The organism is Leifsonia shinshuensis, assembly GCF_014217625.1.
GTDB lineage: Bacteria > Actinomycetota > Actinomycetes > Actinomycetales > Microbacteriaceae > Leifsonia > Leifsonia shinshuensis_A.
Genome location: NZ_CP043641.1, coordinates 2593755 through 2611385 on the forward strand (window position 1 = coordinate 2593755; position 17631 = coordinate 2611385).

The 17631-nt window shown below is 70.2% G+C and carries 15 protein-coding genes; 7 read left to right on the forward strand and 8 right to left on the reverse strand.

From position 1 onward, the window contains the following. Positions 1 to 65 precede the first annotated feature (65 nt). Genes F1C12_RS12415 through F1C12_RS12440 form a run of 6 tightly spaced genes read left to right on the forward strand, consistent with a single transcriptional unit; the run spans position 66 to position 6877 of the window. Positions 66 to 1445, forward strand: a complete 1380-nt coding sequence (locus F1C12_RS12415) for an MFS transporter (protein ID WP_185275307.1) — start codon at positions 66 to 68, stop codon at positions 1443 to 1445. 10 nt (positions 1446 to 1455) lie between these two features. Next, positions 1456 to 3129, forward strand: a complete 1674-nt coding sequence (locus F1C12_RS12420) for a family 20 glycosylhydrolase (protein ID WP_185275308.1) — start codon at positions 1456 to 1458, stop codon at positions 3127 to 3129. A gap of 50 nt (positions 3130 to 3179) precedes the next feature. Next, complete coding sequence (locus tag F1C12_RS12425; protein ID WP_258045878.1) at positions 3180 to 4088, forward strand: SIS domain-containing protein; 909 nt, start codon at positions 3180 to 3182, stop codon at positions 4086 to 4088. Between the two features lie 4 nt (positions 4089 to 4092). Beyond that, positions 4093 to 5085 (forward strand): ROK family protein, encoded by a 993-nt coding sequence (locus F1C12_RS12430; RefSeq protein ID WP_258045879.1) that lies wholly within the window; start codon positions 4093 to 4095, stop codon positions 5083 to 5085. Further along, positions 5082 to 6014 carry a 1-phosphofructokinase family hexose kinase gene (locus F1C12_RS12435; protein ID WP_185275309.1) on the forward strand — a complete coding sequence of 311 codons (933 nt, stop codon included), beginning with the start codon at positions 5082 to 5084 and terminating at the stop codon, positions 6012 to 6014. Before F1C12_RS12430 ends, F1C12_RS12435 begins: the two co-directional genes overlap by 4 nt. Further along, complete coding sequence (locus tag F1C12_RS12440; RefSeq protein WP_185275310.1) at positions 6011 to 6877, forward strand: class II fructose-bisphosphate aldolase; 867 nt, start codon at positions 6011 to 6013, stop codon at positions 6875 to 6877. Before F1C12_RS12435 ends, F1C12_RS12440 begins: the two co-directional genes overlap by 4 nt. 105 nt (positions 6878 to 6982) lie before the next feature. On the opposite strand, the gene F1C12_RS12445 is transcribed toward F1C12_RS12440, so the two are convergent. From F1C12_RS12445 to F1C12_RS12480, 8 genes are all read right to left on the reverse strand, one after another. Next, complete coding sequence (locus tag F1C12_RS12445) at positions 6983 to 7717, reverse strand: FadR/GntR family transcriptional regulator (protein ID WP_374939530.1); 735 nt, start codon at positions 7715 to 7717, stop codon at positions 6983 to 6985. Continuing rightward, a complete protein-coding gene (locus F1C12_RS12450; protein WP_185275311.1) occupies positions 7714 to 8778 on the reverse strand; it encodes a Gfo/Idh/MocA family protein in 1065 nt (354 codons plus the stop codon). Before F1C12_RS12450 ends, F1C12_RS12445 begins: the two co-directional genes overlap by 4 nt. Beyond that, positions 8775 to 9770: a Gfo/Idh/MocA family protein gene (locus F1C12_RS12455; RefSeq protein WP_185275312.1), complete on the reverse strand. Its 996-nt coding sequence runs from the start codon at positions 9768 to 9770 to the stop codon at positions 8775 to 8777. The genes F1C12_RS12450 and F1C12_RS12455 overlap by 4 nt, the downstream gene beginning before the upstream one ends. After that, positions 9767 to 10822 (reverse strand): Gfo/Idh/MocA family protein, encoded by a 1056-nt coding sequence (locus F1C12_RS12460; RefSeq protein ID WP_185275313.1) that lies wholly within the window; start codon positions 10820 to 10822, stop codon positions 9767 to 9769. The genes F1C12_RS12455 and F1C12_RS12460 overlap by 4 nt, the downstream gene beginning before the upstream one ends. Continuing rightward, on the reverse strand, positions 10819 to 11823 hold the full coding sequence (locus tag F1C12_RS12465; RefSeq protein WP_185275314.1) for an ABC transporter ATP-binding protein: 1005 nt from the start codon (positions 11821 to 11823) through the stop codon (positions 10819 to 10821). The genes F1C12_RS12460 and F1C12_RS12465 overlap by 4 nt, the downstream gene beginning before the upstream one ends. Next, complete coding sequence (locus F1C12_RS12470; protein ID WP_185275315.1) at positions 11820 to 13784, reverse strand: dipeptide/oligopeptide/nickel ABC transporter permease/ATP-binding protein; 1965 nt, start codon at positions 13782 to 13784, stop codon at positions 11820 to 11822. The genes F1C12_RS12465 and F1C12_RS12470 overlap by 4 nt, the downstream gene beginning before the upstream one ends. Continuing rightward, a complete protein-coding gene (locus tag F1C12_RS12475) occupies positions 13784 to 14743 on the reverse strand; it encodes an ABC transporter permease (RefSeq protein ID WP_185275316.1) in 960 nt (319 codons plus the stop codon). The genes F1C12_RS12470 and F1C12_RS12475 overlap by 1 nt, the downstream gene beginning before the upstream one ends. Positions 14744 to 14805: 62 nt before the next feature. Beyond that, positions 14806 to 16422, reverse strand: coding sequence for an ABC transporter substrate-binding protein (locus F1C12_RS12480; protein WP_185275317.1), 1617 nt, complete (start codon positions 16420 to 16422; stop codon positions 14806 to 14808). Between the two features lie 215 nt (positions 16423 to 16637). On the opposite strand from F1C12_RS12480, the gene F1C12_RS12485 reads away from it, so the two are divergent. Further along, complete coding sequence (locus F1C12_RS12485) at positions 16638 to 17603, forward strand: dihydrodipicolinate synthase family protein (protein WP_258045880.1); 966 nt, start codon at positions 16638 to 16640, stop codon at positions 17601 to 17603. Positions 17604 to 17631 lie beyond the last annotated feature (28 nt).

Here is a 17631-nt window from a genome sequence, read left to right on the forward strand (position 1 = left end):
CCCGAAGGGCAGCGCACGTGTCAAGCAATGAAGCAGCACCTGCATCCACCACTGAGGCTCCTGCCGTGAAGCCGGGCAGGCCGAACCGACCCGCGTACCTGACCACTCGCCTGGAGCGCACCTCGTACAACTCGTTCTGGTTCGGCCAGAACCTGACGTTCATCCTGGTGTCGACGTTCCTCGCCGTCTTCTACACGACCTCCCTCGGCATCCCCGCCGTCGTGGTCGGCACGATCTTCCTCGTCGCCCGACTCTGGGACGCCGCGGTCGACCCGATCCTCGCCACGGTCATCGAGCGCACCAGGCTGCGCGGCGGCAAGTTCAAGCCGTGGGTCAAACTGGCCGCGATCACCGTGCCCGTCATGACGGTGCTGTGCTTCGGCTTCCAGGACCAGCTCGGCCACGCCGACCTCGGCGTGCGGATCGCCTACGGCTTCGTGACCTACCTGATCTGGGGAACGATCTTCGCGGCCTCCGACGGACCGGGCTACGCCCTCTCGACGGTGATGACACCGGAGCCGTCCGAGCGCAACCTGATCCTGACCAACAACCACGTCACCGGCCTGCTCGGCATCCTGGTCGGCATCGCGATCATCCCGCAGCTGCAGACCGTCACGCACGGCAACTGGTTCATCACCTCGGCCATCATCTCCGGGCTCGCCCTGCTGGCGATGCTGCCGATCCGGGTCGCCAAGGAGCGCGTGCAGCTGCCGCGCACCGAACGTCCGACCATCCGTCAGATCTGGAAGTCCGCCGGCAGCAACAAGTACCTGGTGCTCGCCGTCGTGATCGGCCTGATCGTCAACGGGACGAACTTCGCGCTCACCCTGTCGCCGTTCATCGCCTCCGACATCTACGGCAACCCGGGCGCCGCGACCGTCCTGCTGATGGCGTCCGCCCTTCCGATCGTGTTCATCGCCCCGTTCGGCGCGCGGCTGATCCGCCGCTTCGGCAAGATCCCGATCCTGGCGTTCTCCTACATCGTCAGCGCGGTGCTGGCGCTCGCGATGTTCTTCTTCGCCCGCCACGACTTCACGCTCCTGGCGATCCTCTCGGTGCTCCGCGGAGTGGTCACGGCGCCGCAGCTGTTCATCGTGCCGCTGATGTTCTCCGACTCGGTGGAGTACGACACTTACCGTCAGGGCCGCCGGTTCGAGGCGGTCACCTTCGCCGCGCAGACGATGATGACGAAGGCCTCGCAGGCCATCGGCGGCGGGCTCGCCCTGTGGATCATCGGCCTCGCCGGCTACGTGTCCACCACCGGCGCGGCGGTCCACCAGAGCACGGGCGCGCTCGACGCCATGTGGGCGACCTACAACCTGGGCGCGGCGATCGGCTGCGTGCTGGCGGTCGTCATCCTGCTCTGCTTCTACGACCTCACGGAGAAGAAGCTGCAGGTGATGGTCGAGGCCAACCGCAACCGCGAGTCCGTGATCGAGCAGTAAGGGAATGCAGATGAGCTCCACGACCACCCTCCCCACCGTCGTCCCGGCCGTCGCAGCTGTGATCCCGGCCGTCGCCTCGGCGGTCGCCGGCGACGGCACCATCCGCGTCGCCTCCGGCGACCTGATCGCCGGACCGGCCGAGCTCGCGACGGTGCTCCTGCGGTTCGCCGACGACCTCGCGACGGACGCGCGGATCGGGCTGCGCCTCGAGACGGAGGCCGGCCCGCATGTCGACGCCGCCGCCACGATCGTCGTCGGATTCGCCGACCACGATCTCGACGACGTCGCACCCGCCGCAGGCCTCCGCGCCGACGGCGCCGACCCCGCCGACGCGGACGAGCGCTACGGCATCGAGACCGCCGACGGCAGGGTGCGCGTCTGGGCGCGCACCACGGAGGGCGCGCACCGCGCCCTGACCACCTTGCGGCAGCAGCTCGTGGCGCTGTCAGCCGACGGAGCAGCCGACCTCCCGGCCGGTCGCGTCGTCGACGGCCCGCTGTTCGCCTGGCGCGGCCTGTCGCTCGACGTGGGGCGCACCTTCCACGACATCGAGACGATCGAGCGGGTCATCGACATGTGCTCGCTCTACAAGCTCAACGTGCTGCACCTGCACCTCACCGAGGACGCCGGCTGGCGGTTCGAGGTGCCGGGCTGGCCGCTGCTGGCGGAGGTCGGGGGCGCCGGAGCGCTCGGTGGTCGCCCCGGCGGCCACTACAGCCCCGCCGACCTCGCCGCACTCGGACGGTACGCCGCCGACCGGTTCGTGACGCTGGTGCCGGAAGTCGACCTCCCCGGTCACACCCAGGCGGCGTTCCGGTCGTACCCCGAGCTGGCGCCTGCGTCAGCACCCGAAGCGGAGGCCGCGGCTTCCCTCGGTGTCGCGATCGGCACGCTCGACCTCGACCGCGGCCCCACCCGGCGGTTCGTGCAGGATGCCCTCGCCGCCGCCGCGGAACAGTTCCCGGCCAGCGCCTACCTCCACATCGGCGGGGACGAGGCGTTCGGGATGCCGGACGCCGACCACGCGGCCTTCGTGGACTTCGCCGTCGCGACTGTGCGGGAGCTCGGCCGCCGCGCGATCGGTTGGCAGGAAGTGGCCCGGGCGGATGTCGGCCCCGACGAGGTCGTCCAGTACTGGGTCGAGCCCCGCGAGATGGCCGCGATGATGGAGTCTGAGGCGTTCTCCTCGATGATCCCCGCCGAGGTCCTCCCGCTGCTGACCGAGACGATGCGGAAGTCGTTCGACGACATCCCGGCCGCGACCGCCAAGGGCGCCCGCGTGCTCGTGTCGGTCGGGAGGCACCTCTACCTCGACCGCCCGCATCCCGAACCAACCGGCGACGATGCGCAGGAGGCCCTGCGCTCTCGCGTCGGCCTCCCGATGGTCCCGCCGGCGAGCCTCCGCGACGGCGTCGAGTGGGACCCCCTCGAGGTGACGCCCGGCATCGACTCGCTCGAGGCCCTCGCCGGAGTGGAGGCCGCCGTCTGGGGCGAGACCGTCACCGGCCGCGACGACCTCGAGTTCCTGCTCCTCCCCCGCCTCGCGGGCGTCGGAGAGCGCGCCTGGTCCGCCGCCCCGACCGAGTGGGACGAGTACGCAGGCCGTCTGGCCCACGGGCCGCGCGTCTGGGACCGCCGCGGCTGGACCTGGTACCGCCCCGGGTCCATCGACTGGGCCGACTGAGCCCGCCCCTCCTCTCCATCGAACCCGAACCACGCACCAAAGGAACCACCATGTCTGAGACCTTCAGCGCCTCCGTCGCCGTCGAGCGGATGGCCATCGAACTCGCCTCGCAGCCCGTCTGCTGGGCCCGCGCCGCCACCATGACCGATGCCCAGCGCAGTCTTCCCGCCCGCGGCGAGCGCATCGCCGTGATCGGCTGCGGCACCTCCTGGTTCATGGCCCAGTCGTACGCCTGGCTGCGCGAGTCGCGCGGCTTCGGCGAGACCGACGCGTTCGCCGCCTCGGAGTCGTTCGTCGACCGTGGCTACGACGCTGTCGTCGCCCTCACCCGCTCCGGCACGACCACCGAGGTGCTCGAGCTCGCGGACCGGCTCCGCGGGCGCGTCCGGACGATCGGCGTGATCGGCGACCCCGGCTCCCCTCTGGTCGACCTCGTCGATGAGGCGATCACGCTGCCGTTCGCAGACGAGGAGTCCGTCGTCCAGACCCGCTTCGCGACCACGGCGCTGGCGCTGTTCCGCGCCTCCCTCGGCGAAGACCTGGCGCCCGCCATCGCCGACGCCCAGCGGGCGGTCGCCGAGGAGCTCGACCCCGAACTGGTCGCCGCCGAGCAGTACACCTTCCTCGGCCGCGGCTGGAGCGTGGGCCTCGCCCACGAAGCCGCCCTGAAGATGCGGGAGGCCTCCCAGTCCTGGACCGAGTCCTACCCGTCGATGGAGTACCGGCACGGCCCGATCTCGATCGCAGCGCCCGGACGGGTGACCTGGCAGTTCGGCGCCGCCCCCGCGGGCCTGGCCGACGACGTCGCCGTCACAGGCGCGCGCTTCGAGGCGGGGCAGCTCGACCCGATGGCCGAGCTGGTCCGCGCGCAGCGCGTCGCGCTCGCCCGCGCCCGCGCGAAGGGCCTGAACCCGGACCAGCCGCGCAACCTGGCCCGCTCGGTCATCCTGGCCGGGTGATCCCGTGACCTCCGCGAGCACGCCCTCCGTGCCCGGCATCGGCGGCGGCGCGGCCGTCCTGGCGTTCGATGTCGGTGGGACGGACATCAAGGCCGCGATCTTCGACGGTGACGGCGTCGCGCACGGCCTGCGACGCACCGCGACTCCGAGAGCGGGCGCCGACACCCCGATGGCGCTGGCCCAGCGCCTCGCGAGCCTGAGCGCCGAACTGCGCGCGGCAGCGCCCGCGGTCATCCCTGTCGCCGCCGGCGTGCTGGTCCCCGGCATCGTCGACGCCGACCGCGGGATCGCCGTCACCTCGGCCAACCTCGGCTGGCGCAACGCACCCATCAAGAAACTGATGGGCTCGACGCTCGGCATCCCCGTCGGCTTCGACCACGATGTCCATGCAGCGGGCCTGGCCGAGCACCGCCTGGGCGCCGCGCGGGGTTACGACGATGTCGTCGTGCTCGTGATCGGCACCGGCATCTCCGGCTCTCTCGTCCTCGGCGGCCGCGTGCACCGCGCAGGCGGCTTCGCCGGGGAGATCGGCCACTCGCCGGTCGCGGACGGACCGGCCTGCTCCTGCGGAGCATCGGGTTGCCTGGAGGCCGTCGCCTCCGCCGGCGCGATCGTGCGCAGCTACGCCCAGCTCAGCGGCGACGCCGGGGTCCTCGGCGCGAGCGACGTGCTGGACCGGGTGCGGCTCGGCGACCCGCACGCGGTGCAGGTCTGGGAGACCGCGCTGGACGCTCTCGCGCTCTCGCTGACCCAGCTCACAGCGTTCCTCGCGCCGCGGGCGATCGTGATCGGCGGTGGGCTCTCGCGCGCGGGAGCCGATCTGTTCGGCCCGCTGCGCAGCCGCGTGGACGCCCGGCTGAGCTTCCACCACCGGCCCGCGATCGTGCCCGCCCAGCTGCAGGGCAACGCCGGGCTGCTCGGCGCCGGGCTCATCGCCCGCGACAGCCTCCCGGCTCACGCGCGTGCCCACGCCGCACCGCCCTGGAGCCACGGATGATCCTCACCGTCACACCGAACCCCGCCCTCGACCTGACCTGGCACATCGACCGGCTCCGACCGCACACCACGCACCGCGCGGATGCCGCCCTCGCCCGCGCGGGCGGCAAAGGCCTCAACGTCGCGCGGGTCGCCGCCCAGCAGGGCCTAGACGTCGTCGCGGTCACGACCGCGGGCGGCCCGGTCGGCGCGGAGTTCGCCGCCGAACTGGTCGCGAGCGGACTCCCGCACCTCCTCGTCCCGGTGGCGGGCGCCACGCGCCGGACCGCGGCGTTCGTCGACGCGGCCACCGGCGACGCCACGATCGTCAACGAGCGCGGCGTCAACCCGACAGCTGCCGAGTGGGACGCTCTGCTCCGGACGGTCCGCGATGAGCTGCACCGCGTCACCGTGCTCGTCGTCTCCGGCAGCATTCCCGCGGGAGCGCCCTCCACCTTCGTCTCCGCGCTCGTGTGTTTGGCGCGCGAGTACGGCATCCCGAGTGTGGTCGACGTCTCCGGCCCGGGGCTGCTGCGAGCAGCCGACGCCGGCGCCGACGTTCTCAAGCCCAACCGGCAGGAGCTGGCCGAGGCCACCGGGATCGAGGACCCGATCGCCGCATCCCGGTCGTTGCTGCGGCGCGGTGCACGGCTGGTCCTGGCATCTCTCGGCTCCGAGGGGATGCTCGCGGTCACCCCGGACGCCGCCTGGCACGCACGGCTGCCGGAGCGTCTCGCCGGCAACCCTACCGGTGCCGGCGACGCCGCCGTGGCCGCGGTCGCAGCGCACCTGCACCGCGCCAACCGCGACCCGCAGAGCATCCTCCGCACCGCCGTCGCGTGGTCTGCTGCCGCCGTGCTCATGCCGGCCGCGGGCGAGATCTCCCCCCTTCACCCCGACCTCCGGCGACGCGTCGTCGTGGAGGCCGCCGACCGTCAGGATTCCGCATGACCCTCGCCAGCACCGCCGACCTCGTCCACAACGCCGCCCGGATCGGAACGGGCATCGCCGCGTTCAACGTCGTCCACCTGGAGACCGCCGAAGCGCTGGTCGCCGCCTCCGAGTCCTCCGGCCGGCCGATCATCCTCCAGATCTCGCAGAACTGCGCCGACTACCACGGCGGGTTGGAGCCGATCGGGCTCGCCGCCCTCGCCCTCGCGCGGTCGGCCGGCACACCCGTCGCCGTGCACCTCGACCACGCCGAGCGCGAGGACATCGTCGCGGAGGCGATCGACCTCGGCTTCGGCTCGGTCATGTTCGACGGCGGGGCGCTGCCGTACGACGAGAACGTTGAGCTGACCGCTCGGGTGGCCGCACAGGCTCACGCGGCGGGAGTCTTCGTCGAAGGCGAGCTCGGAAGGGTCGGCGGAAAGGACGGCGCTCACGCCCCCGGCGTGCGCACGGACCCGGAAGAGGCCATCGAGTTCGTACGCGCGACCGGTGTGGACGCGCTCGCGGTCGCCGTCGGCTCATCGCACGCGATGACCGACCGCACCGCACGCCTCGACCTCGACCTGATCACCCTGTTGCGCGACGCACTCGACGTGCCCCTCGTCCTCCACGGCTCGTCCGGAGTCCCCGACACCGAACTCCGCGCCGGCATCCGCGCGGGCATGACGAAGATCAACATCTCCACCCACCTCAACGGCGTCTTCACCCGCGCCGTGCACAGCTGGATGGGCGCCCACCCCGAGGTCGTCGACTCGCGACGCTACGTCGGAGAAGGCCGCGACGCGCTCGTCCCGGAGGCCGCGCGCCTGCTCGACCTGATCGGCGCGGCGCAGACGCAAACGTCGCCGATGCTGATGCGCTGATGCGAAGGGGTGATACCGAAGCGTCCGTCCCCCTGCCGTTGAGTCTCCTCGCAAAGGCCAGCCGACCGGATGTCCGGTCGGATGCCCGCGTTCGGGGGATGCAGTTCAGCTCTGCCGGCCCAGCGCCGCGAGGTGCTCGCGGATGCCCCGGAAGTGCGCGTTCAACCGCTCGGCCGTCAGCACTTTGTCGCCGCTGCGGACCGCGTCGAGGATGAGGCGGTGCGCGTGCGCGTTCTCGATGAGGCCGTGCTGTTCGACGCCGGCCTCCTCGTGGATCTGGCGGTAGACGTTCCAGAAGACCTCGAGCAGGTTCGACAGCAGTTCGTTGTGCAGCGGGACATAGAGCAGGCGGTGGAAGTCCTGATCCTCGTCGATGAAGTGCTTCCCCTGCGCGGCGAGCGCCTCCATCGCCTCGACCCTGCTCTCCAGGGCGAGGAGGTCGTGCTCCGTCATGGCGTCGATCGCCAGGCCGATGAGACCGGACTCCAGAGCCTGCCGCACGTCCACCAGCTCCAGCGCTTCGGCGCCACCGTGGCGCAGGGAAAGCCGTCCGCGGAACGCGAGGCTGGCGCCGAGCGACTCGAAGCTGGTCGCCGCGACGAACGTGCCGAAGCCGTGGCGGATCTCCACGACGCCGAGCGCCTGCAGGACCTTGAGCGCCTCGCGCACGGTGTTCCGGCCGACGCCCAGCGCGGAGCACAGCTCGTTCTCGGTCGGCATGGGGTCCCCGACGTCGAGATTCCGGCTGAGGATCAGGTCCATGATGTCGTTCTGGAGGGTGCGCATCCGCTCCTGTGCCCCGAATCGGGCCAGTCTCGTCGCAGTCAGTTCGGTGGTCACCGTTCCCCCTCCAGGTTCGTGTCGTTGTTCAATGTAATGGGTCTGCCGCCGCGGGCCGCGGCATAGCACGCCTCGGTCACCGCGAGGCTCGCGCGCGCGTCGCTCAGGCTGTAGCGCGGCTTGGTCCCGGCGGCGAGCGCGCCGATCAGCTCGTCGAGGAATCGTTCGACGGCGATGACCGAGCTCGGGCCGCCGACGGGTCGCGCCGTCTGTTTGCCGTCTGTTCCGAACACGGAGATCGCCGGCTTGTCGTCGTCGGCGATCGCGTGCCCGTGCGACCCGAGCAGTCTGATGGAGGAGGACACCGGCCCGTGCCCGGGAGCGGCCGCGACACGGCCCACGGTCACCGTCGCGGTGACGCCGTTCTCGAGCAGCAGGGAGACGACCGCGGAGTCCTCGACGCCCGTTCGGCGGTGCGCCTCCTGGAACAGCGTCGCCGTCTCGGCGTACGCTTCGACCACCTCCAGGCCGGTCAGGTACCGGATGTAGTCGACCGGGTAGAGGAGGAAGTTCAGCAGCTCGCCGCCGCCGGAAAGCGCCGGGTCCGTGACGAGCTCCGGCCGCTCCACGGATGTCGAGAAGTGGGCACCCGAAGCGAACCACTCGACGTCGACGTGGAGCGGCAGGCCCAGGTGGCCCGCATCGACCCAGCTGCGCAGCCGTTCGACTGCGGGCGAGCGGAGTCGGTTGACCACGGAGACCGTACGGCCCGAGCGCTTCTGCGCGGCGAGGATGCGGTCGGTCTCCGCGACGGTCACGGCGACCGGCTTGTCCACGAGGACGTCGGCTCCGGCCTCGAGTGCCGCGATCGCCAGTTCAGCGTGACGCGTGGGCTCGCCGCACACCACGACGAGGTCGCATGTACCGGGCGCGAGCAACTCGGCAGCACTGAGGAACGGGAGCCCGTTGCGGTGCGCGGCCTCCCTCGAGTCGGCGAGCATCCAATCCGACGCCGACTCGTCTTCGGCGACACCCACGACCGTGGTCCGCGGATCGGAGAGGAACGTCGGCAGGTAGGACTCGGCATGCCGGACGGCGGAGAGGAACCCGACGCGGATCATGCGGCCACCTCGTCGGGGATATCGACGGGCAGGCCGGTGTCGAGCGAGCGCTGGGCCGCGATGGCCGCGGCGAGCGCAGCCCGCACCTGACCGTTCCGCACGATCGGCTCCGCGCCGCCGACGACATCGACCCAGTGGCCGAGCTGCGCTGCCATCGCGCCCTCGACCGAGGGCAGCGGGACGGCAGCTCCGGCGGAGTGCAGGACGGGGTCGTCATCGGTCGAGTGGGCGACAGTCCCGTCCGTCCCGGCGACGACGATGCGGCGGAACATGTCCCGCGGCTGGGCGAGCGCATAGGAGATCTCGAGGGTGGCGAGTGCGTCGTCCTCGAAGCGGACGATCAGCTGGAACGAGTCGTGGACCGGCATCCCCGACGCGAAGCTCGGGAACGACCGGGCGAACACGCGCACCGGCGCGGCGCCGAGAAGCCAGGTCGCGACATCGAGCAGGTGCGTGCCGTTGTGGACGGGATGTCCTCCCGACTTCGCGCGGTCGAGCTGCCAGCCGCGCCAGCCTCCCGGCCAGACGTAGCCGGTGTACCAGCTGACGTGGGCGAGGCGCGGACGCCCCACCGCGCCGTCGCCGATCGCGGCGGCGAGCGCGGCGACGGCCGGCTGGAACCGCACGGTCTGACCGACCATCAGAGTTGTTCCTGCCCGCTCTGTGGCGCGCACCATGGCGTCGAAGTCGGCCAGGCTCAAGGCCGCAGGCTTCTCGACATGGACGTGCTTCCCCGCCTTGCCCGCCGCGATGGTGAATGGCGCGTGTGCGGGCGTCGCGTTGCAGACGTCGACGGCGACCACGGTCGGATCCGCGAGGATGCGGGGGTAGTCGTCCGTCGCTACGGCGCCGGGCGCGAGCGCGGCGATGCGGCGTGCGCGATCGAGGTCGGACCCGTGCACGTACGCCACCTCCACGCCGGGGAGGGCGGCCAGCGCGCGCACGTGGTCCCCGGCGATCACTCCGGTGCCCGCGACCGCCACGCGCGTCATCGCGCAGCCTCCGCGGCGAGCGTGTTCGCACGGATGGCCACCAGTGCCGCAGTCGCCGGATGCTCGGTCAGGGTCGTGGAGGTGCCGCGTACGGCGGCTGCGACCTCGTCCAGCTCGCACGCGACTGCCGTCCGCATCCAGAGCGGTCCGGGTCCGCCGGTGTTGTAGGACTGCGCGGTCTCGGCGGACTCTCGCAGCGACTCGTCAGAGGCCGGGAGGTCGAACACACCTGTCACCTCGGCGATCAGACCGTCCTCGTAGCGCGTAACGGTTCCTGCCCGGAAGTCGGCCTCGACGCTCGCCTCGGTGCCGGAGATGCGGAACCACCACTCGGCCCGGTGGGCGGAGGTGGACACGCTGTGCCGTCCGAGTGCTCCCGAGGGTGTCCTCAGCTCGGTCACGATGTCGCTGTCCACCATGTGCTCACCATGCGCAAGGGGCGCGCCGGTCATGCTGAGGACTTCGCTCGGCTCGCCGAGCGCCCAGACGACCAGGTCGAGCTCGTGGATCTCGTGCAGCAGCTCCCCGCCGCTGCGGCGCCGGTCGAGCTTCCACCAGTCCCCCGGATCGTCAGGCAGGTGCACGACGCGTCTGCGGGCGCCGGCGGCCTCGATGATCTCGCCGAGGTCACCGCGGCGCGCCTGGGCGACCATCCGCCGCACACCGGGGAAGGACCGCATGACGTGGCCGACGATCAGCCGGCCGCGGGCTCCGCGCGCGGCGGCGAGGATGGAGCCGACCGAGTCCTCGTCGATGCCGAGCGGCTTCTCGACGAAGACGTGCTTGCCGGCGAGCAGTGCGGCGACCGCCGGCTCGGCGTGCAAGTGGTTGGGGGTGGCGACGACGACCAGGTCGACGGTGTCGTCGTCGACGAGCTCGGTGAAGCTCACGTACGCCCGCGCACTGTGGGCCTCGGCGAGGCGCTGGGAGGCGTCCGCTACGGGGTCGGCCACCGCGACGACGTCGAAGGAGTCGTGGCCGGCGCAGGCGCTGGCGATCATTGTTCCGAAGAAGCCGGCACCGACGACCCCGACCCGGATGGGGCTGCTCACGCGGCGCCTCCGATCGCCGCTTCTTCCACCGCTCCGACCGGGTGGTAGCAGCGGGCGGTGTGCAGCGGGACGGTCTGGAACCGCGTCAGCGGAGGCATCTCGGTCGCGCACTGCGCCGTCGCTTTCCAGCAGCGGGTGCGGAACGGGCATCCCGACGGCGGATGCACCGCCGACGGGACCGGCCCCTCCAACGTGATCGGCTCGACGTCCTCGACCAGGCTCGGCGTCGCGGACAGCAGCGCCTCCGTGTACGGGTGCCGCACCTCGCCGGGCACCGCCGCCGCAGGAGCGACCTCCACGATGCGGCCGAGATACATGGTGACGATCCGGTCGCTCATCCTGCGCACGGTCTGGATATCGTGCGAGATGAAGATCATGGCGAGATCGAATTCCGCCTTGAGCTCCAGCAGCAGATTGAGGATCTGCGCGCGGACGGAGACGTCGAGAGCGCTGGTCGGCTCGTCCGCGACCAGCACCGAGGGTTGGAGAGCGAGCGCCCGGGCGATGGCGACGCGCTGTCGCTGGCCTCCGGAGAGCTGAGCGGGAAGGGCGTCGGCCGCGCTGGAGGGGAGGCCGACGAGGTCCATCAGCTCCGCGACCCGCGCAGTGCGCTGCTTCGCGTCGCCGATGCCGTGAACGGTCAGCGGATCGCGCAGGATGCTCCTGACCGGCATACGGCGGTTGAGCGCGGTGGACGGGTCCTGGAACACCATGCCGACGTTCCGGCCGAACTTCGTGCGCCGGGCCGACGTGGACATCGTCCAGAGCGACTCGCCGTGGAAGAGCACCTCGCCGGAGGTCGGCTGCTGCAGCCCCACGATCGCCTTGGCCAGTGTGGATTTGCCGCAGCCGGACTCCCCCACGATCCCGACCGTCTCGCCCGCGCTCACAGCGAGGTCGGCGCCGGTCAGCGCGTAGACGGTGTCCTTGGCGAAGAGCTTCTCGCCGTTGATGCGGTGCTGCACGTGCACGTCGCGCAGTTCGAGGATCGGCTCACTCATGCCGGCACCTCCTTTCGTTCGAGCTGTCCGACCTCCCGGGCCGGATGGTGGCACGCCACCTCGTGGACGAGCACTGGCCCCTCGAGCTGAGGGTCCTCGCGCCGGCAGATCGCCGTCGCGGCCGGGCACCTGTCCGAGAACCGGCAGCCGGCGGGGAATGCGGCCGGCGACGGCACGACACCCTTGATCTGCGTCAGCTCGGCGTCGCCCGACTCCAGCGAGAGAACGGCCGAGAGCAGACCGCGCGTGTAGTGGTGGGCCGGCGCCCCCACGACCTCGTGGATCTCACCGGTCTCGGCGACCTGGCCGCCGTACATGACGACGACGCGGTCCACGATGTCTGAGACGAGGGCGAGGTCGTGCGAAACGAGGATGAGCGCGAAGCCCAGCTCTTCCTTCAGCCGGAGCAGGAGCTTCATCACCTGCGCCTGGACCGTCACATCGAGTGCCGTGGTGGGCTCGTCGGCCACGATCAGCTGGGGATCGCGGGAGAGCGCCATCGCGATGAGCACGCGCTGCCGCTGGCCGCCGGAGAGCTCGTGCGGGTAGGCCTTCAGAGTGCGGCCCGGGTCCAGGTTGACCAGCTCCAGCAGCTCCGCGGGCGTCCGGTGGCCGCCGCGGCGGGTCAGTTGGGTGAGCTGCTGTTTTATGGTCATCGCCGGGTTGAGCGAGCTGAGGGCGTCCTGGTAGATCATCGACATCCCGCGACCCATGAGCGCCCGGCGGTCGCGCGGCTTCATGCCGATGAGCTCCCGGCCGTCGAAGCGGATGCTTCCGCCGACCAGGGCGCCGCGCGGCTCCAGCCCCATGACCGCCAGGCTGGTGAGCGACTTGCCACAGCCGGACTCTCCGATCAGACCGAGGACCTCGCCGGGCCGCACGTCGAAGGAGACGCCGTCGACGACGTTCACTCCGTTGTGCCGGTCGGCGAACGAGATCGTGAGCCCGTCGACCGAGAGCACGGGGGCGATGTCGGGGATGGGTCTGACCCGGCGGCGGATCCGCTCCCCCGCCTGTCGCAGGCCGGTGATCTCGGCCACGGCGTGCTCGCCGCGGTCGACGTCCTCCGCCTCCGCCGTCACGGCCTGTGCGGCGGCCTTCGACGCCTTCGCCGACGGGGCGGCGATCGCGTCGGTGAGTCCCTCCGCGAGGATGTTCAGGCACAGGACGGTTGCGAAGATCACGAGGCCGGGGAAGAGCGTCGCCCACCAGCCTCCGGTCAGCAGCAGGTTCTTGCCGTCCGCGATGACGCTTCCCCACGAGGGGTTCGGCGGCTGGACGCCGGCGCCGATGAACGACAACGACGCCTCGAAGACGATGGCGTCGGCAACCATCACGGTGGAGAACACGAGGATGGGCGCGGCGATGTTGACCGCGACGTGCCGGGTTACGAGGAAGAAGCGCTTGGCGCCGATGATGCGCTCCGCCGCGATGTAGTCCTCGCCGTACTGCGACTGGACGTTGGCGCGCACGATCCGGGCGATGGACGGCATGTAGAGGAAGCCGATGGCCAGGATGAGGACGAAGACGTCCCGGCCGAAGACCGCGACCAGGACGGCGGCCAGGGCGATGCCGGGGAACGCCATGATGACGTCCAGTACGCGCATGATCGTCTCGTCGACGCCGCGGCGGCTTGTCGCCGCGAAGGCTCCGACGACCGCGCCGGCGATGAGGGCGAGGGCCGTCGCGCCGAGGCCGATCGCGAGTGACCAGCGACCGCCGTAGAGGAGTCGGCTGAAGATGTCGCGGCCCTGGCTGTCGAGCCCGAAGATGTGCGCGGCGCTCGGCGCCTTGTCGGCGGCGACGGACTGCATGTTCGGGTCGTACGGAGTGAGCAGCGGTGCGAGGATCACGGCCAGCACGATCACGGCCAGCACCGCGATGGCGATCCAGGCGCCGAGGGTGAGCCGGCCGAAGCGGAGGCCGGGCCGGGAGAGTCGTTCGGAGAGTTTGGTACGCATCAGTGGCTCGTTCGCAGTCTCGGGTTGGCGAGCATGGACAGGATGTCGACGATCAGGTTGATCACGACGAAGCCCAGGGCGATCGTGAGGACGACGCCCTGGACGATGGCGGGCTCGTTGTTCTTGACGGCCTCGATCATCAGCTGACCCATCCCTGGGAGGTTGAACATCTGCTCGATGACGACGGCGCCGCCGAGCAGGTAGCCGATCCGCAGCCCGAGCACGTTGAGCGGGTTGATGAGAGCGTTGCGCATCACGTTCCGCCCGACGACGACGAAGGGAGGGAGGCCGCCGCCGCGAGCGGTACGCACGTAGTCCCGGTCGAGCTCTTCCACCATCGACGTGCGCACGATGCGGGTCATCTGGGCGGAGAGCGGCAGAGCGAGGGCCAGTGCCGGCAGCGTCATGGTCATGAGCCAGCCGTAGATCGAGTCGTTCGGGTTGACGTACCGGGACGAGGGGAAGATCGGGATGTTGATCGAGAACCACTGGACGAGGAGCAGCGCGACCCAGAAGGAGGGGGCGGCGACTCCGCCGAGGGTGAGGACGCGGATCGTCTGATCCGGCCAGCGGTCCCGGAAGACGGCCGAGATCGTCCCGAGGGTGAACGAGATGACGATCGCGATGATGAGGCCGAGGAAGGTGAGCTGAAGCGTGAGCGGCAGCGCGGTCGCGATCATCGTCGTAACGTCCTGGCCCGTGGCGAGACTCTTGCCCAGATGCCCCGTGAGGATCATTCCGAGGAAGGCGAAGTACTTGAGGATGAAAGGCTGGTCGAGTCCGTGCTCGTGCCGGAACTGCGCGAGCTGGTCCGGGCTCACCGGCGCATCGGCGAAGACCGCGACGGCGGGGTCGGTGGAGGAGAACTGCATCACGGTGAAGACGAACAGCACGATGCCCAGCAGCAGCGGGATCAGTGTCAGCAGTCGTCTGCCGATCATTCTGAGGACGACGGTCACGGTGGTTCCTATCGGGTAATGCCGGCCGGGGCGCTGTCAGGCGCACCCCGGCCGGCGGGTGCTCAGCCCTTCAGCTGCGCGTTCATCATGTAGACGCCGGGGATGTTGAGCGCCTGCACGCCGCTCAGCTTCTTGGCGTCCCATGCGGAGAAGAGCTGCATGTGCATGACCGGGTAGATGACGCCCTGGTCCGCGATCATGTTGAGCGCCTTCTTCATGTCGGCGTCGGTGGTCTTCGCCGAGTCCGACTGCTCGGCGGCGGTGAGGACCTTGTCGAGCGCCGCGTACTCGGGTGTCTGACCCCACTTGTTCCAGAGCATGAAGGTGTTGGTGTTGGAGTAGAACCAGCGCACGTTGAGGTCCGCGTCCGTCCCGAACTGGTTGGGGTTGCCCGAGAACGTGAGCACATCGGCCGGATCACCCTGGGCCACCTTGGTGTTGAAGGTGGCGGTCTCCACGACGTCGAGGTTCGTCTTGACGCCGATGGCCTCCCAGTCCTGCTTGATCGCGTTCACGGCGACGGTGGTCCAGGAGATGTTCGTCGACAGCAGCGTCAGGCTGAGGTTGCTGACGCCGGCCTCCTGCAGCAGCTTCTTGGCCTCGGTCGGGTTGTAGTCGTACTGCGTGGCCGCCTTCGAGTAGTACGGGCTCGACTCCTGGAGGAAGCTCGTGGCCGGAGTGCCCTTGCCCGCGATCGAGACGTCGATCAGCTTCTTGGTGTCGATGGCCATCCGCAGCGCCTGGCGGACCCGCTTGTCGTTGAAGGGCGCCTTGCTGGTGTTGAAGGCCAGGCCCAGGAGGTTCATGCTGTCGGCGCCGTCCACCGTCAGTCCCTTGCCCTGCAGCGTGGCGATCGAGTCCTGCGGGATGTTGTCGGAGATCTGCACGCCGGAGACTCCGGAGGTCAGCAGGCTGGTGCGGGCGGCCGCGTCGACCGAGACATTCCACTGCATCGAGTCGATCTTCGGGTGCAGCGGACCGTTGTAGTCCTTGTTCAGCACGAACGAGGTGAACGACGTCGGCTCGGTGGCCTTGATCTCGAACGGGCCGGAGCCGAGCTGGTTCTTCGCGTCGGCGTAGAAGGAGTCGGGCTGGCCGTCGAAGATGTGCTTCGGCATGATCTTGAGGATCGAGAAGCGGTCGATCGCATACGGGAACGCGTTCTTGAAGTCGAGCTTCACGGTGTGCGCGTCGACCTTAACAGCGTCCTTGAGCCAGCTCGAGAAGAAGGCCGTGGTGATCACGGGCTTCTGCGTGTCGAGCACCCGGTCGACGGAGAAGACGACATCGTCGGCGGTGACCGGCTTGCCGTCGCTCCACTTGGCCCCGGACCGGAGCTTGACCGTCCAGGTCAGCGCTTTGGTGTCCTTGGGCATGTCGGCGGCGAGCGCAGCGTAGGGCTTGCGGTCGACGGGCGAGGAATCCCAGAGCGCTTCGTAGATGTGGTTCTCAGCCGACATCGCGAACGCGGAGCCGGTGTTCAGCGGGTCCCAGGAGCTGTTGTTGTTGTAACCGACCGCGACCTCGACGTGGCCCTTCGCGGCGGCGCCGCCGACCGAGGTGCTCGACTGCGGACCGGAGCACGCCGCGACGAGCCCGACCGTCGCCACCGCGGCGACGAGCCCGGCGAGGCGTTTGAGCGTGCGTGCTCGGGAACCCGGCAACTTCGTTGTTTCCACTGCTGTTCCTTTCGGGAATGTGCTGGAGGAGAAGAAGGACCCACATAGGACGTCCCACCTCTTGGAAACAAGACCGTAGATCACCTCCGACCACTTCGTCAATAGCGATTTCCGACGGAGCGATCGGGCCCATTGACGCGCCCCGCCAGCTTTGCAATACTCTCATGGCATCAAGACATCCCACGTCCTATCACCCGTGGGTTCAAAGGAGAATCGTGACGAACGCCGCCATCGCACCGCACCCCGTAGCGGGCCCGGACACCGACACCACCCGCTTCCGCGGGATCATCCCCCCGGTGATCACACCGCGCACCGAGAACGGGCTGATCGACCGGGAGTCGCTGCAGCGCGTGACATCGCACCTCCTCGACGGCGGCGTCGACGGGCTCTTCATCCTCGGGTCGTCCGGCGAGGTCCCCTACCTGACGAACGAAGAGCGCGACCTGGTCGCCACCACCGTCATCGAGGCGAGCGATGGCCGCGTGCCCGTCCTGGCCGGGGCCAACGAGCAGACCACCGCGCGGGTCGTAGCGGAAGCTCAGCGCCTTTCCGACTTGGGTGTCGACGCGCTTGTGGTGACGGCGCCGTTCTATGCGCTGTCCAACCAGTCGGAGGTCGGCCAGCACTTCCGGACGGTCCGGGAGCGCGTCGACCTCCCGCTCTTCGCCTACGACGTCCCGGTGCGCACGCACGCCAAGCTCGGCCTAGACGTGCTCCGCGAACTCGCCGAGGACGGTGTGCTCGCCGGGGTGAAGGACTCCTCCGGCGACGATGTCTCCTTCCGCCTGCTCGCGCTCGCAACCGAGCACCTGCCGGCGTTCCGGATGTTCACCGGCCACGAAGTCGTGGTCGACGGCGCTCTGCTCGGCGGGGCGCACGGCGCGGTTCCGGGTCTCGCGAACGTCGACCCCGCCGGGTACAGCAGGCTGTACGCGGCCGCCGCCGATGGCGACTGGGCCGCGGCCCGCCGCGAGCAGGACCGCCTCGCCCGTCTGTTCGGCATCGTGGAGGTCACCGAGGCCGGTATCTCGGCGGGAGCGGCCGGGCTCGGCGCGTTCAAGACCGCGCTCCAGCTGCTGGGGGTCATCGCGAGCAACCGGATGAGCGAGCCCATGCGGTCGCTCGGCGCCGCCGAGACGTCGCGCATCCGCGGCCTCCTCGAAGCGTCGGGACTCCTGTGACCGGGTGGCCGCCCGGATCCGCCACGGC